This window comes from Rhodococcus sp. IEGM1339 (assembly GCF_050321925.1).
Lineage (GTDB): Bacteria > Actinomycetota > Actinomycetes > Mycobacteriales > Mycobacteriaceae > Rhodococcus > Rhodococcus pyridinivorans.
The window spans coordinates 35,944-58,491 of the sequence record NZ_JBNQFT010000013.1; the positions used below are offsets into that span (position 1 = coordinate 35,944).

At 69.2% G+C, this 22,548-nt stretch carries 17 protein-coding genes; 9 read left to right on the top strand and 8 right to left on the bottom strand.

Translation table 11 applies throughout. From position 1 onward, the window contains the following. Window positions 1-101 precede the first annotated feature (101 nt). Window positions 102-653 carry a TetR family transcriptional regulator gene (locus ACQR3U_RS13580; RefSeq protein ID WP_230810682.1) on the top strand — a complete coding sequence of 184 codons (552 nt, stop codon included), beginning with the start codon at window positions 102-104 and terminating at the stop codon, window positions 651-653. A gap of 36 nt (window positions 654-689) precedes the next feature. Here ACQR3U_RS13580 and ACQR3U_RS13585 read toward each other — a convergent pair whose 3' ends face one another. From ACQR3U_RS13585 to ACQR3U_RS13605, 5 genes are all read right to left on the bottom strand, one after another. Further along, window positions 690-1,412, bottom strand: a complete 723-nt coding sequence (locus ACQR3U_RS13585) for a hypothetical protein (RefSeq protein WP_019290481.1) — start codon at window positions 1,410-1,412, stop codon at window positions 690-692. Between the two features lie 54 nt (window positions 1,413-1,466). Further along, window positions 1,467-2,015 (bottom strand): RNA polymerase sigma factor SigM, encoded by a 549-nt coding sequence (gene sigM / locus ACQR3U_RS13590; protein WP_033098127.1) that lies wholly within the window; start codon window positions 2,013-2,015, stop codon window positions 1,467-1,469. Window positions 2,016-2,157: 142 nt separating this feature from the next. Beyond that, window positions 2,158-5,976, bottom strand: a complete 3,819-nt coding sequence (gene murJ / locus ACQR3U_RS13595) for a murein biosynthesis integral membrane protein MurJ (RefSeq protein ID WP_230810683.1) — start codon at window positions 5,974-5,976, stop codon at window positions 2,158-2,160. Then, window positions 5,973-8,456 carry a DUF6049 family protein gene (locus tag ACQR3U_RS13600; protein ID WP_033098069.1) on the bottom strand — a complete coding sequence of 828 codons (2,484 nt, stop codon included), beginning with the start codon at window positions 8,454-8,456 and terminating at the stop codon, window positions 5,973-5,975. The genes murJ and ACQR3U_RS13600 overlap by 4 nt, the downstream gene beginning before the upstream one ends. Continuing rightward, on the bottom strand, window positions 8,453-9,058 hold the full coding sequence (locus ACQR3U_RS13605) for an NUDIX hydrolase (protein ID WP_033098068.1): 606 nt from the start codon (window positions 9,056-9,058) through the stop codon (window positions 8,453-8,455). Before ACQR3U_RS13605 ends, ACQR3U_RS13600 begins: the two co-directional genes overlap by 4 nt. Window positions 9,059-9,133: 75 nt before the next feature. Between ACQR3U_RS13605 and ACQR3U_RS13610 the strand changes: the two genes are divergently transcribed. The 6 genes from ACQR3U_RS13610 to ACQR3U_RS13635 all read left to right on the top strand — a co-directional run bounded on the left by ACQR3U_RS13610 (window position 9,134) and on the right by ACQR3U_RS13635 (window position 17,849). Beyond that, on the top strand, window positions 9,134-10,588 hold the full coding sequence (locus tag ACQR3U_RS13610) for a CCA tRNA nucleotidyltransferase (RefSeq protein ID WP_006550891.1): 1,455 nt from the start codon (window positions 9,134-9,136) through the stop codon (window positions 10,586-10,588). A gap of 141 nt (window positions 10,589-10,729) precedes the next feature. Then, window positions 10,730-14,791, top strand: coding sequence for a bifunctional nitrate reductase/sulfite reductase flavoprotein subunit alpha (locus tag ACQR3U_RS13615; RefSeq protein ID WP_230810684.1), 4,062 nt, complete (start codon window positions 10,730-10,732; stop codon window positions 14,789-14,791). Window positions 14,792-14,855: 64 nt separating this feature from the next. Then, a complete protein-coding gene (locus ACQR3U_RS13620; RefSeq protein ID WP_019290487.1) occupies window positions 14,856-15,260 on the top strand; it encodes a TOBE domain-containing protein in 405 nt (134 codons plus the stop codon). After that, window positions 15,257-16,009, top strand: a complete 753-nt coding sequence (gene modA / locus ACQR3U_RS13625; protein WP_006550887.1) for a molybdate ABC transporter substrate-binding protein — start codon at window positions 15,257-15,259, stop codon at window positions 16,007-16,009. Before ACQR3U_RS13620 ends, modA begins: the two co-directional genes overlap by 4 nt. Next, window positions 16,006-16,791 (top strand): ABC transporter permease, encoded by a 786-nt coding sequence (locus ACQR3U_RS13630; RefSeq protein WP_230810685.1) that lies wholly within the window; start codon window positions 16,006-16,008, stop codon window positions 16,789-16,791. The genes modA and ACQR3U_RS13630 overlap by 4 nt, the downstream gene beginning before the upstream one ends. Next, a complete protein-coding gene (locus ACQR3U_RS13635; RefSeq protein WP_006550885.1) occupies window positions 16,788-17,849 on the top strand; it encodes a sulfate/molybdate ABC transporter ATP-binding protein in 1,062 nt (353 codons plus the stop codon). Before ACQR3U_RS13630 ends, ACQR3U_RS13635 begins: the two co-directional genes overlap by 4 nt. Window positions 17,850-17,852: 3 nt before the next feature. Here the strand turns inward: ACQR3U_RS13635 and ACQR3U_RS13640 are convergent, their stop codons facing one another. Beyond that, a complete protein-coding gene (locus tag ACQR3U_RS13640; protein WP_112319895.1) occupies window positions 17,853-19,145 on the bottom strand; it encodes an MFS transporter in 1,293 nt (430 codons plus the stop codon). 10 nt (window positions 19,146-19,155) lie between these two features. Next, window positions 19,156-20,103: an NAD-dependent epimerase/dehydratase family protein gene (locus tag ACQR3U_RS13645; protein ID WP_230810686.1), complete on the bottom strand. Its 948-nt coding sequence runs from the start codon at window positions 20,101-20,103 to the stop codon at window positions 19,156-19,158. Window positions 20,104-20,268: 165 nt separating this feature from the next. Here ACQR3U_RS13645 and ACQR3U_RS13650 point away from each other — a divergent pair, with 165 nt between their 5' ends. Further along, entirely contained in the window at window positions 20,269-20,937 is a 669-nt protein-coding gene (locus ACQR3U_RS13650) for a TetR/AcrR family transcriptional regulator (RefSeq protein WP_019290493.1), read from the top strand. A gap of 13 nt (window positions 20,938-20,950) precedes the next feature. Further along, entirely contained in the window at window positions 20,951-21,568 is a 618-nt protein-coding gene (locus tag ACQR3U_RS13655; RefSeq protein ID WP_019290494.1) for a YqgE/AlgH family protein, read from the top strand. Window positions 21,569-21,593: 25 nt separating this feature from the next. Here the strand turns inward: ACQR3U_RS13655 and ACQR3U_RS13660 are convergent, their stop codons facing one another. Continuing rightward, entirely contained in the window at window positions 21,594-22,547 is a 954-nt protein-coding gene (locus ACQR3U_RS13660) for a DUF1648 domain-containing protein (protein ID WP_230810687.1), read from the bottom strand. Window position 22,548 lies beyond the last annotated feature (1 nt).

A 22,548-nucleotide genomic window follows, 5' to 3' on the forward strand; every position in this document is an offset into this window, starting at 1 on the left:
CTACTTTCGATGCCAGTGGTATCGTAATTGCGCTTCGACTATAACGCTCGTCACACTCCGCGCCAGATCGATTCCCACTCGGTCCCGACATCACGGATCCCATGCCCAGCACCGCTCCGGGGCGCCCCCGCGACCCCCGAATAGACAACGACGTCTTCACCGCCACCCGCGAGATGCTCCGCTCCCACGGCTGGGACGGGCTGAGCCTGCGGGCGGTCGCCGCCCGCGCCGGCGTCGGCCGCGCCGCACTCACGCGTCGGTGGCCGACCAAGGCCCACCTGGTGCTCGACGCACTGCTCGGTTCCGCACCCGATCTGACGCCCTACGACGGCATCGATCGCAAGGGCTGGATCGAATGGGTGGTCACCGGGAGCATCGAATTGTTCTCCCGGCCGGAGGTCCGCGCTGCGCTCCCGGGGCTTCTCTCGGCACTGCGGGACCACGACGACCTCCGCAACACGCTCTGGCGCACGTTCAGCGGCCCCAGCACCGCCCTGTTCGCCGACGGCGACGGCTCGGACGTCGAGATCGACGCCAAGGCCGTGCTCGTGATGGCAGCGGGGTCGGCGTTGTTCGCCGGCCTCATCGCCGCGGAGGACGACACACCCGCGCTGCGCGCGCGGATCCTGGAACTGTTGTCGACCGTGGCGTAGCGCCGGACCCGAGCGCCGGACCCGAGCGCCGAAAGGTCAGCCGATCGTCTTGCGGACCAATATCGCGGGATCATCTGCGTCGCAGTCGGTTCCGACCACCAGAGCGGTAAGCGCCGGTGCGTCCGGTCCGCTCAACAGGACGAGGACGGCATCGTCGCCGGCGTACCGCACCGCGCGTGAACCGATCGGTGACCGGCCTTCGAAACCGTTCGCGTCCAAGCATTCTCGGAGACGATCGGCTCCACCGAGGAGACCGGGATCGGTGTCGCCGATCATCGCCCGCAGGGTGGAGGGTTCGAACAGGGCCTCGTCTTCCGCTGCCGCGACGGGAACACCGGTCGGGTCGTCGCTACCGAAAGCCGTTTCGCGCACGACCACCACGAGCAACACCGCCACTGCAGCCGCGACCGCGGCACCGGCCACCGCCCACCGGCGACGCCGTGCGATGCGGGACGGTGTGGACCGGACATCGGACCGGTCGTCGGATCGATCCTCCGCGAGCGCGGCACCGATACGCGCGGCGATCTCGGGCGGAATCGATTCTTTCGGTGGAGCGCCGCGCAGGGCCGACAACCGCGCCTGCGTCGCGTCGAGCCGCGCCAGATACACGACGGCCCCGGGATCGCGGCGCACGCGCGGCCACAACCGGGCGGCGAGCTCCTCGTCGAGCACCCCGGCATGCAGATCGGCGAGCAACTCCGCGGAGTACGGCGGGCGCATCTCGGCGGAGTTCGACGGACGCATCTCGTCCTCGTTCATGCGCGACTCTCCTCCGCGGTTCGGCATCCCTCACCAGAGTAAGACGGAGGAGGATCACGATCGGTTCCCCTCGGAGCGAAGGTCGTCGAGAAGAACTGCGAGCCGGCTCCGCGCGCGGGCACAGCGGCTCTTGACCGTTCCCTCCGGAACACCGAGACGTTGCGCCGCCTCCCGGACGGAGAAACCTTCCACATCCACCGCGACGACGGCTGCCCGCTGGTCGGGTGGCAGTGCGAACAGGGCGGATTCGATGTCGAGTGCGATCTCGGTGTCGTGGATGGGATCGCGCGGGGTACGCAGGTCGTGCGAATCGTCCTCGAACAGTGGGACGGTCACGCGGACACGATTGCGGCGGATGCGATCGAGGCACGCGTTGACGACGATCGAATGCAACCAGCTGCGGACCGCGGCGTCCTCCCGGAAACCCGAAGCCCTCCGGTGCGCCGAGAGCAGTGCCTCCTGCAGCGCGTCGGCCGCGTCCTCGTTCGAGTAACTCGTCCGCCGCGCGACCTGCCACAGATGGTCGTGATGTCGTGCCAGCAAGGCGGAGAAGGCATGCCGATCGCCTGCGATGTGTGCTGCGAGCAGCTCGGCATCCGACACTGCTCCATCGGACGCCACCCCGTCCGACACGCTTCCGCTGTCGTCGACACCCCCGTCGGGCACGGCGATTTTTGCGATCCCCCCGAAAATTCGCACGCGCGGATGGTAGCCGATCCGGACGATTCCGCCCGGCTGTCCGCGGTCAGCGTGCGGCTTCGAATTCCACTTCGGAGAGGGAACTCTTGTTGCTTCCGCCGCTCGAGCTCAGATCGGTGATCCACACCAGCACGTGCGAAGTCTGGCCGTCCGCCTCGACCGGGATCGTGGTCTCACCGGAAGCCAGTGTGCCCGAACCGATCACCTGCGTCTGATCGAGCGACGTCGACTCGGACGGTGCGCTGCGCACCTCGACGACCGTGCCCGGCGTGTCGGTGGTGACCTTCACCGCGGACAGTTCCGACGCGTCGGCGAGCGTGAACAGAAGTCCGACACCGTTCTTCAGCGACGGGAACGGATCGAAGTAGGCATCGGTGCTCCACGAGGTGGACGGATCACCGTCGATCGCCTGCGACGCGGTGGCGGGCGAATCGGGTGTGCCCTGAGGCGAGAACACCGACACGGAGGTCGCGGAGACCGGAGCGCTCGCCGCCGGTCGCGGCGGCGCGGCCTCGACCTGCTCGTCGCCCGCCCCCTCCTCGGCGGGTGCCTCGGCAGTGGGAGTCAGACCGAACTCCTGACTCGTCAGCGGAGCATCGTTGGCATCGCCGGCGAGCAGGTTCGCGATCCACCATCCGATGAGCGCGAGCAACAGCACTGTCGTGGCACCGAGCGCGGCCAGGGCGATGAGCATCCGCTGCGAATGTTTCTTCTTCTGTTCCAGCGCTTCGGGATCCGCGAGTGCATGCGTCTCCGCGGCGGCAGCGCGCTGCCCGATCCGCAGTGCCGGGATCATCTCGGTCTTCTGATCGACGACCGACGCCTGGTCGAGGATGTGCTGCACGGTCGCGGCGGTCCGGATACCGCCGTCCTCGGACAGGGCACGCACCGCGACCGCCGAGATCTCGAACGGCACATCGGGACGCAGGACGCGCGGCTCCACCGGCACACCGTCCTTGCGGTCGGGCTCCGGCATTCCGCCGACGGTGGCACCGCTGTGGTGCGGGACGGGAACGCCGCCCGGAGCCGATGGCTCACCGAGCGGCCACCGTCCGGTGATGAGTCCGTACAGGCTCGCGCCGAGACCGCGCACGTCGGACATCGCGTCGGAATCGGAGAAGGTCGCGGGGAAGGCCAGCACGGCGTCACCCGCCACGCTGATGCGGATGCGATCCGGGTGGTCGATCGACAGCGCGCTGCCCGCACGGTGCGCCGCCTCGGCGGCGGCCGCGAGCGCGCGGATCGCGCGTGCCGCACCGATCGGCGACGGCTCGGTGGTGGACATCTCCTTCAGCGACCGGCCGGGAGTCCACTCCGAGATGACGATGCCGCCCGAGCTGCCGCGCACCACGTCGAGGACGCGGGCGAGTCCGGGCGAATTGATACGACCGAGGCGCAGGGTGCGCGAGAGCACGGCCTGCGGCGAGTCGGGGCCGGTGCCGTCGGCCGCGCGCTGTTCCGCGTCGACGAAGGTCAGCGCGACCTCGCGATCGAGCTTGACGTCGAGTGCCTGCCAGAAACGCAGACCGCGCGCGCCTCCGTGCGGGGCGAGCAGACGGTAGCGACCACCGGCGACCGAGGCACCGGCGATGAGATCGGGGCCGCGCATCGGACGGCGCGGCTGGGAGGCCGGGCCCGCGACACGCACCGGCGGGAGCTGCGGGGATCCGACGGGGATGACACCCGTGTCGAGGTTCGGATCGCGCGGCGGGCGCTTGCCGTCCTTGTCGGCAGACTTCTGCCGTGCGGCGGCATCGATGGTGGACTTGCCGGCAGCGTGGTCGTCGCTCACCCTCACTCCTTCGTTGTCGACTCGTCCACTTCCGGTGTGCAGACGCGGGTCGCCGCTGGGGGCCGCGAAGAACCGTGGTCGACGGCTCCCGGACCGTACCTGCTGCTGATCAGGGTACGGGAGTTGTCCGTGCGCATTGCTGCGACCGGGCACGTCCCTGATGGCGGGCATGACCTCTGTGATGGCGTCATAAGGTCCGACGCCGTACTCGCCGTAGTCGATACGCGGCAGGATGACGGTCTTCTCGGCATCCGATTCGGCGTAGCGCGGACGCGGGACGGGGGCGGGAGCCGGTGCCTCGTCGGAGGTGGTTCCGGTCTCGGGTTCGGAGGGGGCCTCCTCGACCGGGGCGGTGCCGCGCAGTGCCGCGACCTTCCGTCGCACGGCCGCTTCGATCGCGAGGATCTCGGGCACCTTGAGCAGGTACATCCCGACCAGCGCGACGAGCACCATGAGCACACCGTTGAGCCCGACCCGCACGAGCGAGCCGATGCCCCCGAAGCGGTCGGCAAGGACGTCGAGTTGCAGGAGGCGGTCGGTGACGAGCACGACAATCGCCGCGGCGAGCGACGCGAGCACGACGTGCCAGACGGTGCGTCCGACGTTCGCCATCTGCAGGTCGCCGAGTGTGCGGTGCAGCAGATAGCCGCCGATGAACGCTCCGACGGTGAACGCGACGCCCGTGGCCGCGCCGAGGAGCAGCACCACCTGCTCGTCGTTCGCCGCGACGACGGGCGCCAGCGCGGACAGGCCGATCTTGACGGCGGTGATGCCGAGGATGATCCAGGTGGGGGTCCAGGCCTGTTCCCTGGCATAGAACACGCGCAGGTGGATGAGCACCAGCGCGTACGGGATGAGCGTGAACGCCGACCAGCTCACCGCCTGGCCGAGGCGTTCGGCGTTGCTGCCGCCGAAGTTGCCGTAGCCGTACAGCGCGGCGCCGACCTGCGAACCCGCGATCGTCAGGAAGGTGACGATCGGGATGAGCGAGATCATGGTGAGGCGGGTCGCGACGGACAGGTCGTCGACGACGGCCGGGGTGTCGTCCGCGGCGGCGTTGCGACTCAGGCGCGGCATGATCGCGGTGAGCACGGTGACCCCGAGGACGCCGTAGGGCAGCTGCAGCAGCAGCCACGCGTTGTTGTAGATCGCGGGACCTGCCTCGTCGGCGCCTGACGACACACGCGTGGCGAAGACCATCCCGGCCTGGCTGATCAGCACGTACAGCACGATCGCGGCGGCCATGCCACCGAACTGCCGGAGCCGGTCGTCGAGACCCCACAACGGCCTGAGATTGATGCCTTCGCGGCGCAGCGCGGGTACCAGGCACATCGCCTGCGTGATGACGCCGAGCAGCACGCCGATGCCGAGGACGAGCAGTTTCGGATCGCTCATCCGCACCGGATCGAGCGTGATCTCGCCCGGCATCAGGTAGTAGATCACCAGCACGGTGAGCACCACGAGGTTGTTGCACACCGGGGCCCAGGCGCCCGGCTTGAACACCTGCCGGGTGTTGAGGATGCCCGTGAACAGGCCCGACAACCCGTAGAACATGATCGCGGGCAGGAGCAGGTACGACAGCGCTGTGGTCAGCGACGTCGAGACCTTGCCGGACTCGTCGAGGAAGACGTGGGTGGTCAGGACCGGGGCTGCGGCCACCGCGAGAACGGTCGCCGTGCCGAGCAGCACCAGCGCCGCGGTGAACAGTCGCCGGACGAAGGCCTCACCGCCGTCGGGGTCCTCCCGCTCGGCCCGCACCAGCACCGGCACGACGATCGAGGTCAGGACGGCGCCGAGCACCAGCTCGGAGATCATGTTGGGGATCTGGTGCGCCACAGTGAAGGACGACGCGACGCTCGCACCGAGCAGGGTCAGGATGAGCAGCTGCTTGAGGAAGCCGGTGATGCGGCTGACCAGGGTCGCCACGGCGATGGAGCCGGTCGCCGCGAGCAGGCTCTGCGGCCTGCGGCGACCCGCACCGGCACCCGTGACGTCCGGTGAGGTGGTGGGAGAGTCCGACGGTCCCGGGTTCGGGTGTGTCTCCACGTCGTCCCGTGTGGAGTTCCCGGTCATTTCTCATACCCTTCGTCGGCTGGATCCGGCTCTCCCCGGAACCGGTGCAGAAGTCGCCTGCCCGCCAGGAACAGCAGGAGGGCTCCCGCACATCCCGTGACGACGGCGAGGATCTGGCCGTACGCATTGGAACGTACCGTCACCGTCGTCGAGCTGCCGAGAGGCAGGCCGGAGTCGGTGGTGAGTGCGAACTCCAACCGGAGGTTCCGCGAGTCGCTGATCTGAGCCGGCACCGTGAGGGTGCGGCTGCCGCGCGGCGGGAGCTGGGTCGGCCCGATATCGGTGATGTCCACCGTGTCGGGCGCGTCCACCTGCAGTCGCACGGTGATGCCCACGGGCAGGTCGTTGCGCGCGGTGAGCAGCAGCGGACTCTGTTCGGACGTCAGGGTGTAGACACCGCCGGTCGAGATGACCGTCACGGCGTCGTAGATGTCGTCGACGGCCTCCCGCACCTCGGAGGCGCGGTGCTCGCCGGTCGCGTAGGCACCGTCGGCGTCGGCACCGCGACGACCGGCCAGGCTCATCGCGCGCAGCAGGTCCTCGCGCAGCGGAGCGGTGAACTGCTGCGGGGTGAGCTGGGCCTGCGGGTCCTCGACCAGCGCCGTCTGGATCGCGTCGAGGCGGCCGATCTGTTCCTCGGCCTCGGACACGACCGCCGCGGAGGCGCCGTCGGTGATCGCCTGCTCGGGATAGACCAGCATCGAGGCCGTCGGGTCGTTCGCGGTGTTCGCGGCCGCGTCGACGAGCGCGGCGAGCGGTCGCGGCGTGGTCAGGCCCGAGCGGACGAGCGTGGAGAGCATCGACAGCACGGAGGCGGCGTCGTCGGGCGATGCCGACCAGTTCTGCGGCGGCGCGAACAGCACCGATCGGCCTGCGGCCGGCAGTGCCGCCCCGGTGACCTCGCTGACCGTCGGCACCATGGCCGGCCAGGCCAGCGCGCCGAGGGCGTCCTGCAGGCGGGCCGTCGAGGAATCGCGGGAGAGGTCGTAGCGCGCCGAGGAGGGGACGAAGGACGGCGTCTGCGGGTCGGTGCCCATCCCGGCCAGTGCCGCGGACGCGGACGAGTCGAACAGGGCGGCGGTGAGGCCGGAGACACCGGAGATCCGGAAGCCGTTGCCGCCCGGCGCGGTGGACGGCGTCGACGACGTGCCCGCGAGCAGGGCGCGTCCGCCCTCGAGGGCGTTGTCGGACACCAGAGCGGTCACCGGGCCGTCGGCGGCGAGCATCGATCCGGTCTTCTCGGTGAGTACGCCGGAGTCGGGCCACATCACGCCCGGGGTGGAGGTGACGCCGAGGATGGAGTCGACGATGGCCGCCGGTGATTCGAGCGCGGAGTCGGTCAGGGACGAGTCGGCGAGGTCGCCGAGCGCGGTCAGGTCGACCTGTGCGAACGGCACGGCCATCGTGCAGGTCGTCGCCGCGAGGGCACGCAACCGCTCGAGCCAGGCGACCGCGGCATCCGTGCCCGAGCCCGGACGCGCATCGCCGGTCGGTTCGTTCGGATCCTCGACGACGAGATAATCGCGCGTCATGTTCGCGACGGTCACGAGCAGGTCCGGGTCCACGGCCAGGCACAGTCCCTCGAGGACGCGGGGTTCGGTGCGGGCGGTGTCCTCGACGGCGCGCAGCAGACCGTCGAGCCTCCCGCCCTCGGTGAGCGAGGCCGCGAGGTCGTCGTCGACCAGGCGTACCGGCTCGGTGCCGGAACCGGCCACGCCGGCGGCGAGCCTCGGCCGATCGGCCAGTGGCCACAGCATCGTGACCGCGGCGGGGCGGGACACGTCGGGCGGTACGGCAGGGAACGCCTTCTCCTCGCGGTCGAGCCGGCCGTCGTCGGACGAGCGGGTCGTGCCCCGCGACCCGCCGTTCCCGGTTTCGGTCTCCTCGGTGACCTCGTCGCTCGCGGGAACCGCGAGCACGGGCAGCAGGAAGCGTGCGTCGTCGAGCCGGGCCGCCCCGCCGTATTCGGGGACCCCGTTGACGTTCACCAGCAGCGGGTAGACGCCGGGAGTGTCGATGTCGAGCGACGGCACGAGATCGGAGCGCAGCGGCAGTTCGAGTTCGAAGTCGGCACGTTCGCCCTGCCCCAGCCGGTCGGCGACCTCCTCGAACTCACCGACCGTGTCGAATCCGGCCTGGTCGAGGGACAGCGAGGTGCGCAGCGCTGCGGAGTCGGAGACCACCGGTGCGCGCTGCAGCCGCACCCAGACGTCCTCGACGTCCCGGTCGCCGATGTTCGCCACCGTGCCGCGGACCGTGACGACGGACTCGCTCGTGAGAGTCACCGTCTGCGGCGTCACCTCGTCGATACTCAACTCGAGGAAGCGCGGCTCGTCGGGGTCGGTCTGGGCTGCGGCCGGATTCGCCGAGGCCGTCGGGAGAAGAGTCGTCGGCAGAAGAGGCGTCACGCCTGCCGTTGTGAGGACGAGTACGAGCACGGCGAGCACCGCGGCGCCCGCCCGGGACACCACCACCGTCATCCGCGTGGGGCCCCCGGTTCGTCGGCATCGGGGAGTCGCGTGTGGTCCATCTCGGCGATGAGCTGATCGGCGATGTCGGCGAGCTTGCGTTCGTCGGCGTACGCCAGGCGGGTCCGCAGTTCGCGCAGCGGCACCCACGCCACCTCGGTGACCTCGACGTCCGCGTCGGAGAGTTCTCCGCCGAGATAACGCAGCAGATAGTGGTGCACGGTCTTGTGGACCCGGCGGCCCTCGGTGACGAACCAGTAATCGATGCTGCCCAGCTCGGCGAGCACCGAACTGCGCACGCCGGTCTCCTCGCGGACCTCGCGCATCGCGGTTTCCTCGGCGGTCTCACCCTGCTCGATGTGGCCCTTCGGCAACGACCACAGCAGGCGTCCCCGCCGGTCGGTGCGGCCGATCAGGGCTGCGCAGAGTTTCTCGGGCGGACCACCGAGTCCGTCGACCACCAGACCTCCCGCGGAAGTCTCGCGGACGGTCCGCATGCGAGGTCCGGGCGAAGCGGACGATCCGGGCGAAGCACCGTGTGCGGTCTTCTTTGCGCCCGCGCCACGCCGCCGCGAGCTGCGGCGGTTACGGTTGGCACGTTCGGCGGGCGACACCTCATAGATAGTAGATGGACCGACGTCGGTCCCGGCTCAACCACACGAACGCGCTGCTCGGTAAGGTGCAAAGACGTGAACTCCCCCACCGCAGACACCGACCGTCGTACCCGGCTGCTCGCCGGAGCCGAGGCCACTCTGCGCGATCTGTCCGACATCCTCGCTCCGCTGGGGGCGCGATTCGCCGAAGCCGGACACGAGCTGTATCTCGTCGGGGGCAGCGTGCGCGACGCGGTGCTCGGTCGCCTCGGCACCGACCTCGACTTCACCACCGATGCGCGTCCGGAGGTCGTGCAGGAGCTGCTGCGCGGATTCGTCGACCACCAGTGGGACACGGGTATCGACTTCGGGACCATCAGTGCGGTGAAGGGACTCGAGCAACTCGAGATCACCACCTTCCGCAGCGACGCCTACGACCGTGTCACGCGTCACCCCATCGTGAAGTACGGCACGAGTCTCGAGGACGATCTCGTGCGCCGCGACTTCACCGTCAACGCGATGGCCGTGCGGATCGGACCGGACGGTGCGGGTGAGTTCGTCGACCCGCTCGGCGGCATGGACTCCCTGCTCGCCGGCGTGCTCGACACCCCGGCGAAGCCCGAGGACTCCTTCCACGACGATCCGCTGCGCATGCTGCGCGCGGCGCGGTTCGTCTCCCAGCTCGGCTTCGCCCTCACCGAGCGCGTGCACACCGCGATCGTCTCGATGGCCGACGAGATTCTGCGGATCAGCGCCGAGCGGGTGCAGGCCGAGCTCGACAAGCTGATCCTCGGCGACTATCCGATCGAGGGCATCGACACGATGGTCGAGACCGGTCTGGCGCAGCGGGTGATCCCCGAGATCCCCGCGATGAAGCTCGAGATCGACGAGCACCACCAGCACAAGGACGTGTACTGGCACTCGCTGACCGTCCTGAAGCAGGCCATCGACCTCGAGGACGGCGATCCCGATCTCGTCCTGCGGTGGGCCGCGCTGCTGCACGACATCGGCAAGCCCGACACCAAACGCAACGAGCCGCAGGGCGGCGTCAGCTTCCACCACCACGAGGTGGTCGGAGCGAAGCTCGTGCGCAAGCGCATGCGCGCCCTCAAGTACTCGAAGCAGATGATCGAGGACGTCAGCCGTCTGGTCTTCCTGCACCTGCGCTTCCACGGCTACGGCAGGGGACAGTGGACGGATTCGGCCGTGCGCCGTTACGTGCACGACGCCGGGCCGCTGCTGCCGAAGCTCCACAAGCTGGTGCGCGCCGATTGCACGACCCGCAACAAGCGTCGGGCCGCCGCGCTGCAGGCCACCTACGACGGTCTCGAGGAACGGATCGAGCGCATCGCCGCCGAGGAGGATCTCGCCAAGGTCCGGCCCGACCTCGACGGCAACGCGATCATGGAACTGCTGGGTATCTCCGCAGGTCCGACGGTCGGCAAGGCGTGGAACTTCCTCAAGGAACTGCGGCTCGACCGCGGCCCGCTCGAGCGCGACGAGGCCGAGGCCGCGCTGCTCGAGTGGTGGGCACAGCAGCAGGAGGCCTGACTCCGAACGTCTGATCTCACATCGTCGTGACGGCGGCGTGAGCCAGATGTCACCGCGTGCTCACCGCGGGTGACGCCACCGCAACACCGCTTCTCCAGCATGGACACCGGCGTAGTCGAGACGGTGTCGAGGAGTTGCGGGATGCAGGACGCGATCACCACGGTGAAATCCACCTGCTCCTACTGCGGTGTGGGATGCGGGATGCTCCTCGACGTCGCCGTCGACCCGGAGACGGGTGACCGACGCGTGGTGAGGGCATACGGAGACAAGGATCACCCGACCAACAGGGGTCGGTTGTGCACGAAGGGCGCGACCAGCGCGGAGATGCTCGCGGCCGGGGGCCGGCTCGATACGGCGTGGATGCGTTCCGAGCGGGCGGCCGAGGTCGCCCCGCTCCCCTTCGACGATGCGATCGCCGAGACCGCGCGGCGCCTGAACGATATCGTCTCGGCCCACGGCTCCGACGCGGTGGCTCTCTACGTCTCGGGACAGATGTCGCTCGAGGCCCAGTATCTCGCGACGAAGCTCGCGAAGGGATACCTGCGCACCTCGCACATGGAATCGAACTCGAGACTGTGCATGGCCGGCGCCGCGACCGGGTACAAGCAGTCGCTCGGATCCGACGGCCCGCCCGGCTCGTACGAGGACTTCGACCGCGCCGACGTCTTCTTCGTGTCGGGTTCCAATATGGCCGACTGCCATCCCATTCTGTTCCTGCGCATGATGGATCGGGTCAAGGCGGGAGCGCGACTGATCGTCGTCGATCCGCGGCGCAGCGCGACCGCCGACAAGGCCGACCTGTTTCTGCAGATCGCGCCGGGCACCGACCTGGCGCTTCTCAACGGTCTGCTGCACCTGATCGTCGAGAACGGACACGTCGACCGCGACTTCGTCGAGAAGCACACCGACGGCTGGGACGCGATGGAGTCCTTCCTCGCCGACTACCCACCGCACGTCGTCGCCGAAGTCACCGGTCTGGCCGAGGCCGACATCCGCACCGCGGCGCAGTGGATCGGCGAGGCCGGGGAGTGGATGAGTTGCTGGACGATGGGTCTGAACCAGAGCACCCACGGCACGTGGAACACCAACGCGATCTGCAATCTGCACCTCGCGACCGGGGCGATCTCCCGCACCGGAAGCGGGCCGTTCTCCCTCACCGGCCAGCCCAACGCGATGGGCGGCCGCGAGATGGGATACATGGGACCGGGTCTGCCCGGTCAGCGCAGTGTCCTCTCCGACGACGACCGCGCGTTCGTCGAAGATCGCTGGTCGCTGCCGCGCGGCACGCTGCGCACCGAGGGCGGCGCCGGCACCGTCGACATGTTCGAGCGCATGGCCGCCGGAGAGATCAAGGCGTGCTGGATCATCTGCACCAATCCCGTGGCGTCGATCGCGAATCGGAGCACCGTTCTCGAGGCACTCGGGAAGGCCGAGTTGGTGATCGTGCAGGACGTTTATCGCGAGACCGAAACCGCTTCGTACGCAGACGTTCTCCTACCCGCAGCTCTGTGGGCCGAATCCGAGTATGTCACCGTCGGATCCGACCGCACCGTCAATCTTCTACAGCAGGCCGTCGAACCCGTCGGTGAGTCGCTGCCAGACTGGGAGATCATCGCGCGGGTCGCGCAGGAGATGGGTTTCGGCGACGCCTTCGACTATTCGAGTGCCGAGGAAATCTTCGAGGAGATCACCGGATTCGCGAATCCGCAGACCGGCTACGACCTGCGCGGCATGACCTACGATCGACTGCGGAAAGGGCCCGTGCAATGGCCGTGCCCGCCGGAGTCGGCCGCGACACGGCACCCCGTCCGCTATCTCAACGACGGGACGAGCCGGACCCCGGTGGTGCGCGAGGACGGTTCCCGTCCGCGACTGGCGTTCGCGACCCCCGACGGCCGCGCTCGTTTCCTCCCTCGCCCGCACATGCCCGCCGCGGAAATGCCGGACGACGACCACCCCTTCGTCCTGAACACCGGACGCGTCCCGCACCAGTGGCACACCCTCACCAAGACCGGGAAGGTCGAGAAACTCACCAAACTGAACCCCGGACCGTTCGTCGAGATCAATCCCGATGATGCACAGCGACTGTCGATCGTCGACGGCGACCGGGTCGAGATCGCATCGCGGCGCGGCCGGGCCGTGCTGCCGGCCGTCGTTACCGACCGGGTGCTGCCCGGGAACTGCTTCGCCCCCTTCCACTGGAACGACCTCTTCGGCGACGATCTCGCCATCAACGCCGTGACGAACGACGCCGTCGACCCGGCATCCCTGCAGCCCGAATTCAAGGTCTGCGCCGTGTCGGTGGAGAAGGTCGCGGGTGCGGTCGAACCGGTGCTCGAGAGCGGTTCGGTGCTCGACCGTCTCGAGTCTGCGCTGGGACTCGGGACGATTCCCGCACCCACCTTCGACGACGCCGAACGAGGTTATCTCGCAGGTCTTCTCGCCGGACTCAGGACGGCGGAGATCACTGCCGCGCCGACCCTTCCGCCGACCGCGCCGTTCCCGGCCGACAAGCGGGTATGGGTCGACGGACTGCTCGCCGGGATGTACGCGCACTCGGCCTCGGTTCCCGACGCGACGCCCACCGAGGCGGTGCCGGACGGGCCGGTCGTCGTGGTGGCCTGGGCGTCGCAGACGGGCAACGCCGAATCCTTCGCGGCGAGTTGCGCACAACGGCTCCGCGATGCCGGTCGGGCCGTGCGGCTGAGGGGGCTGAACGAACTCGACGTCGCCGCGCTGGCGGACATCGACGACCTCGTGGTCGTCACGAGCACCTTCGGCGACGGCGACCCACCCGACAACGGCGGGTCGTTCTGGCGGTCGCTCGCGGCGGACACCGCGCCCGAACTGAGCAGAACGCGTTATGCAGTAATGGCTTTCGGCGATTCGAGCTACGACGATTTCTGCGGCTTCGGGCGCCGTGTCGATGACCGTCTGAGCACTCTCGGCGCGACCCGCCTGGCCGAGCGCGTCGACTGCGAACCCGGAGAGGACGAGCGCGCGCAGAACTGGCTCGACGCTCTCCTACCGCTGCTGGGAGGCTCGACGACCCCGGTCGCACCGGTCCCGTCGGCTCCCGCGGCCCCCGCCTACACCCGCAACTCGCCGCTCGTCACCCGGATCACCCGCAACATCGCACTGAGCGGTGCGGGTTCGGCGAAGGACGTGCGTCAGTTCGGATTCGAGATCTTCGATCCAGCATTCGAATACGAGGCCGGCGACGCACTCGGGGTGATGCCGACGAACGGCCCGGAGGCCGTCGACGAATGGCTGCAGGTCACCGCCCTCGACCCGGAGACCGCCGTCGAACTCGGCGACCGTCCTACCGTGCCGCTGCGCGAGGCCGCGACCCGTCACCTCGACATCACCCGGGTGACACCGGAACTGCTCCGGTTCGTGCAGAAGCAGAGCGGCAGTGCCGAACTCGCGAAACTCCTGCGACCGGGCAACAAGATCGAGCTGCAGCAGTGGCTGTACGGGAGGCAGGCGATGGACGTCATCGCCGAGTACCCGTTCAAGGCGCCCTGGGACGAATGGAAGGACCTCCTCGGCCGTCTGCGTCCGCGCCTGTACTCGATCTCGTCGAGCCCGAAGACGAACCCGCGCGAGGTGCAACTGACGGTGTCGGTGGTGCGCTACGAATTCGAGGGTCGATCCCGGGCGGGCGTGTGCTCGTCGTTCCTCGCGGATCACAGCAAGGGTGTGGACATCCCGATCTTCGTGCAGCGCAACGAGCACTTCCGGCCACCGGCACCCGAGACCGACATGATCATGGTCGGTCCCGGTACGGGCATCGCACCGTTCCGCGGTTTCCTCCACGACCGTCGTGAGGCCGGGCACACGGGCCGCAACTGGTTGTTCTTCGGCGGCCAGCGATCCGAGGCCGACTATCTCTACCGCGACGAGATCGAGTCGATGCACGCCGACGGTTTCCTCACCGAGCTGGGACTGGCCTTCTCCCGCGACCAGCGGCAGAAGATCTACGTGCAGGACCGGATGCGCGAGCATGGTGCGCAGGTGTGGAAGTGGCTGCAGAACGGTGCCCACTTCTATGTGTGCGGCGACGCCGGACGTATGGCGAAGGACGTCGACGCGGCCCTGCGCGAGGTGGTGCAGGCACACGGACGGCTCGACCGCGACGCCGCCGCGGCGTACGTCGAGCAGATGGCTGCCGACAAGCGGTACGTCCGCGATGTCTACTGATCTGTTTGTCGGTCCGCAGATGCGGGTATAACGTAGCGTTCATGACGCATCTGCGGAGATACCCGTGACCTCCCTCCGGATCCGCGACGCCGCGTCGTTGCTGGGGGTCAGCGACGACACGGTCCGTCGCTGGATCGACCAGGGGCTGCTGCGCGCCGGCAAGGATTCCGCCGGACGCAAGACAGTCGACGGTCGCGAGCTGGCGGAGTTCGCCCGCGCTCAGGCCGATGCCGGTCCCGATCCGCTCGGGGTGGGCAGCTCCGCTCGCAATCGCTTCGTCGGGCTGGTTACGCGCGTCGTCTCCGACACCGTCATGTCGCAGGTGGAGATGCAGTGCGGTCCGCACCGCATCGTCTCGCTCATGAGCACCGAGGCCGTGAACGAACTCGGTCTCGAGCCGGGCAGCATCGGGGTGGCCGTCGTCAAGGCGACCACTGTCATCGTCGAGACACCCGGAGGGGACGGATGAGGCGCCGGGCGCTCGCCGCGTTCGCTGCCGGTCTCACCGCTGCGGCACTGACGTCGTGCGGCACCGGCGGTGGCTCGGATGTCCTCACCGTTTATGCGGCGGCCTCGCTCCGGGCGCCGTTCACCGAGATCGCCGAACGATTCGAGGAGGCGAACCCCGGAGTGTCGGTGGAATTCTCGTTCGCCGGCTCGTCCGATCTCGAGACCCAACTCGAGCAGGGGGCACCCGCCGACGTCTTCGCCTCCGCCGACACCCGGACGATGGACGCCGCCGTCGCGGCCGGACTCGTTGCCGGTGAGCCGATCCCGTTCGCGACCAACATGCTCACGATCGTCACCGAACCGGGGAACCCGAAGAACGTCAACTCGTTCGACGATCTCACCGGCGACGGTCTCTCGGTGGTCGTGTGTGCGCCCCAGGTGCCGTGCGGGGCGGCGACCGAGCGACTCGAGGAGGCCGGCGGTGTCGAGCTCGCGCCGGTGTCCGAGGAATCGTCGGTGACCGACGTGCTCGGCAAGGTCACCTCCGGTCAGGCCGACGCCGGTCTGGTCTACGTCACGGACGCGATGGGGGCCGGCGAGAAGGTCACCATTGTCCCCGTCCCGGAAGCCGCGGAGATCGTCAACATCTATCCCGTTGCACCACTGTCGAATTCCCGAAATCCCGGTCGCGCCGACGCCTTCGTGCGCTTCGTCACCGGCACGGGCGGTCGTGCCGTCCTGGCCGACGCAGGATTCGGTGCACCGTGACCGCGACGGGACTGCCCCGGTGGTTGTTCGTTCCCGCGGCACTCGGGTTGCTGTTCGTCGTCGTGCCCCTGGTGTCGATGCTGCTCACCGTCGACTGGACGACCTTCCCCGCGCTGGTGACATCCCCGGCGTCCCTCGACGCGCTCGTCCTGAGCCTGCGCACCTCCGCGGCCGCCACGATCCTGTGCATCCTGCTCGGCGTGCCTCTCGCAATGGTGCTGGCGCGCAGTAGCTTCCGGTGGATATCGATGATCCGCGGGTTCGTCCTGCTGCCGCTCGTGCTGCCCCCGGTCGTGGGCGGTATCGCCCTGCTCTACACCTTCGGTCGTCGCGGACTGATCGGTGAGCACCTCGATGCGCTCGGGATCCACATCGCCTTCACCACCACCGCGGTCGTGCTCGCGCAGACCTTCGTCGCACTGCCCTTCCTCGTCACGAGTCTCGAAGGTGCGCTGCGCAGTGCGGGTTCACGCTACGAGGACGTCGCGGCCACACTCGGTGCGCGTCCCACGACGGTCTTCCGGCGCATCACCCTGCCCCTCGTGCTGCCCGGCCTGGTCTCCGGTTCGGTACTCGCATTCGCCCGCGCACTGGGCGAATTCGGCGCGACCCTCACCTTCGCCGGCAGCCTCCAGGGTGTGACGCGCACGCTGCCGCTCGAGATCTATCTGCAGCGGGAAACCGATCCCGATGCCGCCGTCGCGCTGTCGCTCGTGTTGATCCTGGTGGCCGTCGTGATCGTCGTGGCCGTGTACTCGCGGCGGAAGGACCGCCCGCTGTGAGCCTGACGGTGCGGGCCCGGGTCGCCGCACGCGATGTCGACGTCGACCTCGAGGTCGCGCAGGGTGAGATCGTCGCGGTGCTCGGCCCCAACGGAGCCGGCAAGTCGACGCTGCTGGGAGTGGTCTCCGGTCTGCTGCGTCCCGATGCGGGTCGCGTGGAACTCGACGGTCGCGTCCTCACCGATACCGCGACCGGCGTCGCCGTCGCTCCGCACGACCGGTCGGTGGTGCTGCTCGCCCAGCAGGCGCTGCTCTTCCCGCACCTGACGGTCGCGGACAACGTCGAGTTCGCACCGCGCAGTGCGGGTGCGGGTCGGCGTGAGGCCCGTGTGCGCGCCGAGAGGTGGCTGCAGGAGGTCGATGCCGCAGCACTCGCCGATCGTCGTCCGCACGAGTTATCGGGTGGGCAGGCGCAACGGGTCGCACTCGCACGTGCCCTCGCGGCCGAACCGCACCTGCTGTTGCTCGACGAGCCGATGGCCGCGCTCGACGTCACCGCGACACCGGTGTTGCGGTCGTTGCTGCGACGCGTCCTGCGCGACAGTGGACGCACGGGCCTGCTCGTCACCCACGACCCGCTCGACGTGCTCGCCCTCGCCGATCGGGTGATCGTGATCGAGGCCGGGCGGATCGTCGAGGACGGGCCGGTACGCCGGGTGCTGACGCGACCGCGCAGTGCCTTCGCCGCCCGCATCGCGGGGAGCAATCTCGTCACCGGCATCGTGCGAGCTGAGGCGCTGGAATCCGCGGACGGTCTCGTCCACGGCCGCGTCCACGACGACTGCGTCCCGGGTACGGCCGCCGTCGCCGTCTTCGCGCCGTCGGCGGTCGCCGTCTACACCGAGGCCCCGCACGGGAGCCCGCGCAACGCCCTGAGGGTGAGGATCGCGGAACTCGAGGCGCAGGGTTCGTCGGTGCTCGTGCGATCGGATACGGGTATCGCCGCGGAGATCACGACGGCGGCACTCGCCGACCTCGACGTCCATCCGGGCGACTCCGTATGGTTCGTCGTCAAGGCCACGGAGGTGGGGATCCATCCGGCCGCGCTGAGCGCGTGATCGCTACTGCCGCGTGCGGCGCACGACGAGCACGGCGACGAGCCCGATCAGGTAGACGACCCCACCTGCGACGGCCAGCTCGGGTGTGCGCCCGTCGGGGTCGATGACGAAGGCCGCCACGACGATCGCGCCGAGGAAGGCGATGTTGAAGACGGTGTCCTGCAGCGCGAAGACCTGACCTCGGCGCGCGTCGTCGATATCGATCTGCATCGCGGCGTCGCCGGTGAGTTTGATGGTCTGACCGGCGAGGCCGAGCAGAAAGGCCGCGACGAGCAACGGTCCGGCCGACACGGTGGTGACGAACGCGAACTGCACGATCGCGGCGGCGATCAACCCGACGGTGATGGTGCACGGCCGGCCCAGCCGCGGGATCAGGATCGGTGCGAGCACCGCTGCGAGGAGCATGCCGGTGGCGGTGCAGGCGACCGCGACACCGAATCCGGAGAATCCCACGAGCAGGTCGGAGCCATTCTCCTCGGCACGCAGGACGAGCACCATGATGAGCGTGTCGATGCCGAACACGATGCGGTGCGCGCCGATTCCGAGCATCGCGATCGTCACGCCAGGAGCTTCGAGGACGGCCCCTGCACCGGTCCGCAGACCTGACAGGACGGTGGGGATCACGGCCCGGGGACGTATTCCCTCGGGGCCGAGGGCATTCGCGGCGAATCCCGCTGCGGCGACCGCACCGACGAGCGAACCGCTCACTCCGAGGAGGACGGCCGTCCCGGAGCCAGTGTCGCCCGCGCCCACGAATCCTATGGTCGCGACCGCCGTGGCGGCCCCGACCGCCGAGACACCCGAACCGACCGTTGCCAGAACGGAATTGACCGGGACGAGCCACGACTGGGCGACCACGTGTGGGAGCGAGGCCGAGACGCCCGCCAGGACGAATCTGCTCACACCGATGGCGGCGAGCGCGAGCAGCATGAGTGGGGTCTGCGGTCCCCCGAGGAGCAACACGGCCGCCGCTGCCGCGATGAACACTCCGCGGAGCAGGTTGGCCCAGACGAGGACGAGGCGCCGGTCCCACCGGTCGAGCAGGGCGCCGGCGAACGGACCGATCACCGAGTACGGCAACAGCAGCACCGCGAAGCCTGCCGCGATCGTCACCGGGTCGGTGTGACGTTCGGGGTTGAACAGGATCGCCCCGCCGAGTGCGGCCTGGAACAGTCCGTCACCGAACTGGCTCGCGAACCGCACTCCGGTCAGTCGTACGAGACCCGGCGAGTTCCGCAGGGCGGTTGCGGTCGATCGCCACGCCCGCTGCCTGGACTGCTGCCCGGAGTCTCGCACAAGCACGACACTATCGGCTCCGCCACCATTCGACGGTGCGGGCGGCCGCCTCGTCGAGCGGGGTGGGCGACAGGTCGAGTACCTGTTCGGTGCGGGTCGAGTCCATGACGAACGGGGCATCGAACTGGTAGAGCATCTCGGCGAGTTCCTTCATGTCCCGGTTCACGTGGCCGCCGGCCCGCACCAGCCAGGACGGGATCGTCCCCACCGCGGGCGCGGGCAGGCCGGCCGTCCGCGTGAAGGCGGTGGCGATCTCGCGCTGTGCCACGGCCGGTCCGGTGGGTGCGTGGATCACGGTGTTCCACACGGTCGGCTCCCCCGCTGCCGCGATCATCGCCGCGGCCAGGTCGGGAACGTAGGTGAACGAATGCGGGACGTAGGCCGAGCCGAGCACCCGCACCTTCTTCCCGGCGAGCACGGTGGGCACCATGCGTGCGCCGGCCATCGCGTTCAGTACCCGCGGACCGAAGAAGTCCGACGCGACCACGCTCACCGTCGGTGCGCGATGCGCTGCCCGGGCGGCGAGGAGCTGCCGTCGGACACCGCGCTTGCCGGTGTCGGCCTCGCGGGGCGAGTCCTCGGTCATGACCCGGTCGGGTTCGCTGTACGAGTAGAGGCTCTCGGGGAAGACGACGACCGTCTTCTCCGACAGGTTCGCGGCGGCGTCGAGAACGACCCGCTCGGCGACGGGGAGTTCGCGTGCCCACACGTCGGCGCGGTAGGCCGACCCGTGGACGCACATGTACACCGCGTCGGCAACAAGTCCGTCTTCGTCGACGAGTGCTGCGGCCGCGGCCTCGGGATCCGTGACGTCGACACGCAGGCGTTCGATGCCCGCGCCTTCCGGTCCACTGCCCGATCGGGTGAGAACGCGCACGCGATGTCCTTGTGCGGCAATCTGTTCGGCGACGGTCCAGCCGACGGGTCCGGCTCCTGCGACCACCTGGAGATGCGACATGATTCCTCGCTTCGGAAAAGTGTGAGCACTGCTCTCTGATGACGTCGACGATCCTCCGTGCAGCCGTGCTTGTCAAGAGCAGTGCTCTCATTTGTTGACGGTGCTCTCTGTTCGAGGCAGAATGGTCCGGTGACGACACCACGGGCGCGCGCACGCGCACAGACGATGGCCGACATCCTCCGGATCGGCCGCGAGCATCTCGGCACCCACGGAGCGGCGGCGCTGTCGCTGCGTGCCGTCGCCCGAGACCTGGGCGTCGTCTCCTCCGCCGTCTACCGCTACGTCTCGAGCCGCGACGAGCTGCTCACCCTGCTCGTCGTCGACGCCTACGACGAACTCGGCGACAGTGTCGACCGTGCCGTCGACGCAGTCGACCCCTCCGATCACCGCGAACGGTTTCTCACCCTCGGCCGGGCGGTGCGCTCGTGGGCGCTGGCCGAACCGGCCCGCTACGGGTTGCTGTTCGGCAGTCCGGTGCCCGGTTACGCTGCCCCGGCCGAGCGCACCACCGCACCCGGTATCCGCGTGGTCCTGCGACTGGCCCGGATCGTGGACGAGGCCCACGCCGCGGGTGTATTGGACGACACGGCCGCTGCCCCACCTCCGGAGAGCCTGGGGGAACCGCTGGGCCGGATCCGGGACGAGTTCTCCCTCACGGCCCCGGATTCCGTACTGGCACGCGGTCTCTGGGTGTGGCCGTCGTTGTTCGGGTCCGTGAGCTTCGAGGTCTTCGGGCAGTACGGCCCCGACACTTTTCCGGACCGCGAGGTCCTGTTCGAACATCATCTCGCCCTGTTGGCACAGACCGTCGGGTTCCACCCCACGCGCCGGTGACGGCGGTGACAGAATGGCTGACGTGGCGCAGCATCAGGACGAACCCGAGGACCGCACCGCACCCTCGACACCCAGGGTGCGGGCCGGAAGCCTGCTCGTCTCCGCCACCGATCTCACCGAGCCGACCTTCCGCCGCACCGTCGTCTACATCATCGAGCACACCGATGCCGGCAGCTTCGGTGTCGTCCTGAACCGCATCAGCGACACCTCCGTCGACGCCATGCTGCCGCAATGGTCGTGGCTCGCCGCCGAACCGAAGACCCTGTTCGTAGGCGGTCCCGTCCACCGCAGTTCGGCGCTGTGCCTCGGCACGCTGCGGGTGGGGGCCGACATCACCGACGTCCCCGGCATCCGCCACGTCGACGGCCGAGTGGTGATGATCGACCTCGATGTCGATCCCGGGCACATCGCCCACTACGTCGAGGGTGTGCGGATCTTCGCGGGATACGCGGGGTGGAGCGCAGGTCAGCTCGACGGCGAACTACGCAACGACGACTGGATGGTGGTCTCGGCACTGCCCACCGATGTGCTCGCCCCCGCGCACCTCGACGTGTGGGCGAGGGTGCTGCGCCGGCAGCCGCTGCCGATGGCGTTGCTCGCGACGCACCCCATCGAGGTCGAGCGCAACTGAGCCCCCCTCGGGCGACCGGGACCGGTCAGCGGGCGTCGGCGAGAGTGTTGAGCGCGCCGGCCATCTCCTCGGCCCTCGTTGCGGTCACGGTGAATTCGTGTCCGGAGGCCGTGGTCACCACGACGGCAGGCCCGGTGCGCGTGACCAGGCCGTACCGCTTGCCGCCCTTGGCCCGCAGGCCCCAGCCGCCCCAGTCCTGGAACGGGCGGGTCTCGGTGACCTTCGCCCCGACGATCTCGTCGAGGTCGTATCCGAGCGCGTCGGTGGCCAGATTCGACACCCGGATCCCGTCCGCGTCGACCACCACGGTGTAGCGGAGCAGACCCAGCACGAGCAGAGCGACGGGCGCGATCAAACCCAGCGGCCACCAGCTCTGCGTCGCACCGCACACGACGAGCGCGGGGATCAGGACGAGCAGCGACAGTCCCGCCGTCGTGCCCACACCGGTGCCCACCTGCTCGACGATCGGCAGTTCGGCACGACCGCGCGGCAGCGCCGGATCCGGAGCGGCGGTCGCCGCCTTCCGCTCCCGACCGTCGCGCAGGAGCCGTCCCCCGAACCAGCCCACCGCGATACCCACCCACATGCCGAGCACCGCCGGCCAGCCCTCCAACGCGGCCTGCGTGGCGTCGGTCGTGTCGAGCTGCCCCGCGAGACCGGCCAGGAACAGTGCGGTGATCGTGCCGGTGACCCCGAGACCGATCGCGAGCATGTAGCGACGCATGAGCAGTTGCGCCTGCGCGATCGCGGCGATCGCGCAGCACCCTCCCCCGACGAGCACGATCAGCAGGGCGGCGGTCCACGCCGAGGTCATCGGTGACCCGAACGAATCGGGTGTCGTGCCCGACCAGTGCGTGGCGATCTCCTCGGGCAATCGTGGGATCCACGAGCGGGTGAGCACGAGTACGGCCACGGCACACAGCAACGGAACGGCCAGTCCGAGCAGCGCACCGACGGGGTCGACCTGACGCGTCGTCATG

Excerpts from the sequence above, each read along its gene's own strand:
- ACQR3U_RS13660 (WP_230810687.1), bottom strand. The coding sequence starts at position 22,547 with ATGACGACGCGTCAGGTCGACCCCGTCGGTGCGCTGCTCGGACTGGCC.
- ACQR3U_RS13645 (WP_230810686.1), bottom strand. The coding sequence starts at position 20,103 with ATGTCGCATCTCCAGGTGGTCGCAGGAGCCGGACCCGTCGGCTGGACC.
- ACQR3U_RS13580 (WP_230810682.1), top strand. The coding sequence starts at position 102 with ATGCCCAGCACCGCTCCGGGGCGCCCCCGCGACCCCCGAATAGACAAC.
- ACQR3U_RS13600 (WP_033098069.1), bottom strand. The coding sequence starts at position 8,456 with ATGACGGTGGTGGTGTCCCGGGCGGGCGCCGCGGTGCTCGCCGTGCTC.
- ACQR3U_RS13615 (WP_230810684.1), top strand. The coding sequence starts at position 10,730 with ATGCAGGACGCGATCACCACGGTGAAATCCACCTGCTCCTACTGCGGT.
- ACQR3U_RS13650 (WP_019290493.1), top strand. The coding sequence starts at position 20,269 with ATGGCCGACATCCTCCGGATCGGCCGCGAGCATCTCGGCACCCACGGA.
- ACQR3U_RS13655 (WP_019290494.1), top strand. The coding sequence starts at position 20,951 with ATGGCTGACGTGGCGCAGCATCAGGACGAACCCGAGGACCGCACCGCA.
- murJ (WP_230810683.1), bottom strand. The coding sequence starts at position 5,976 with ATGACCGGGAACTCCACACGGGACGACGTGGAGACACACCCGAACCCG.
- ACQR3U_RS13585 (WP_019290481.1), bottom strand. The coding sequence starts at position 1,412 with ATGAACGAGGACGAGATGCGTCCGTCGAACTCCGCCGAGATGCGCCCG.
- modA (WP_006550887.1), top strand. The coding sequence starts at position 15,257 with ATGAGGCGCCGGGCGCTCGCCGCGTTCGCTGCCGGTCTCACCGCTGCG.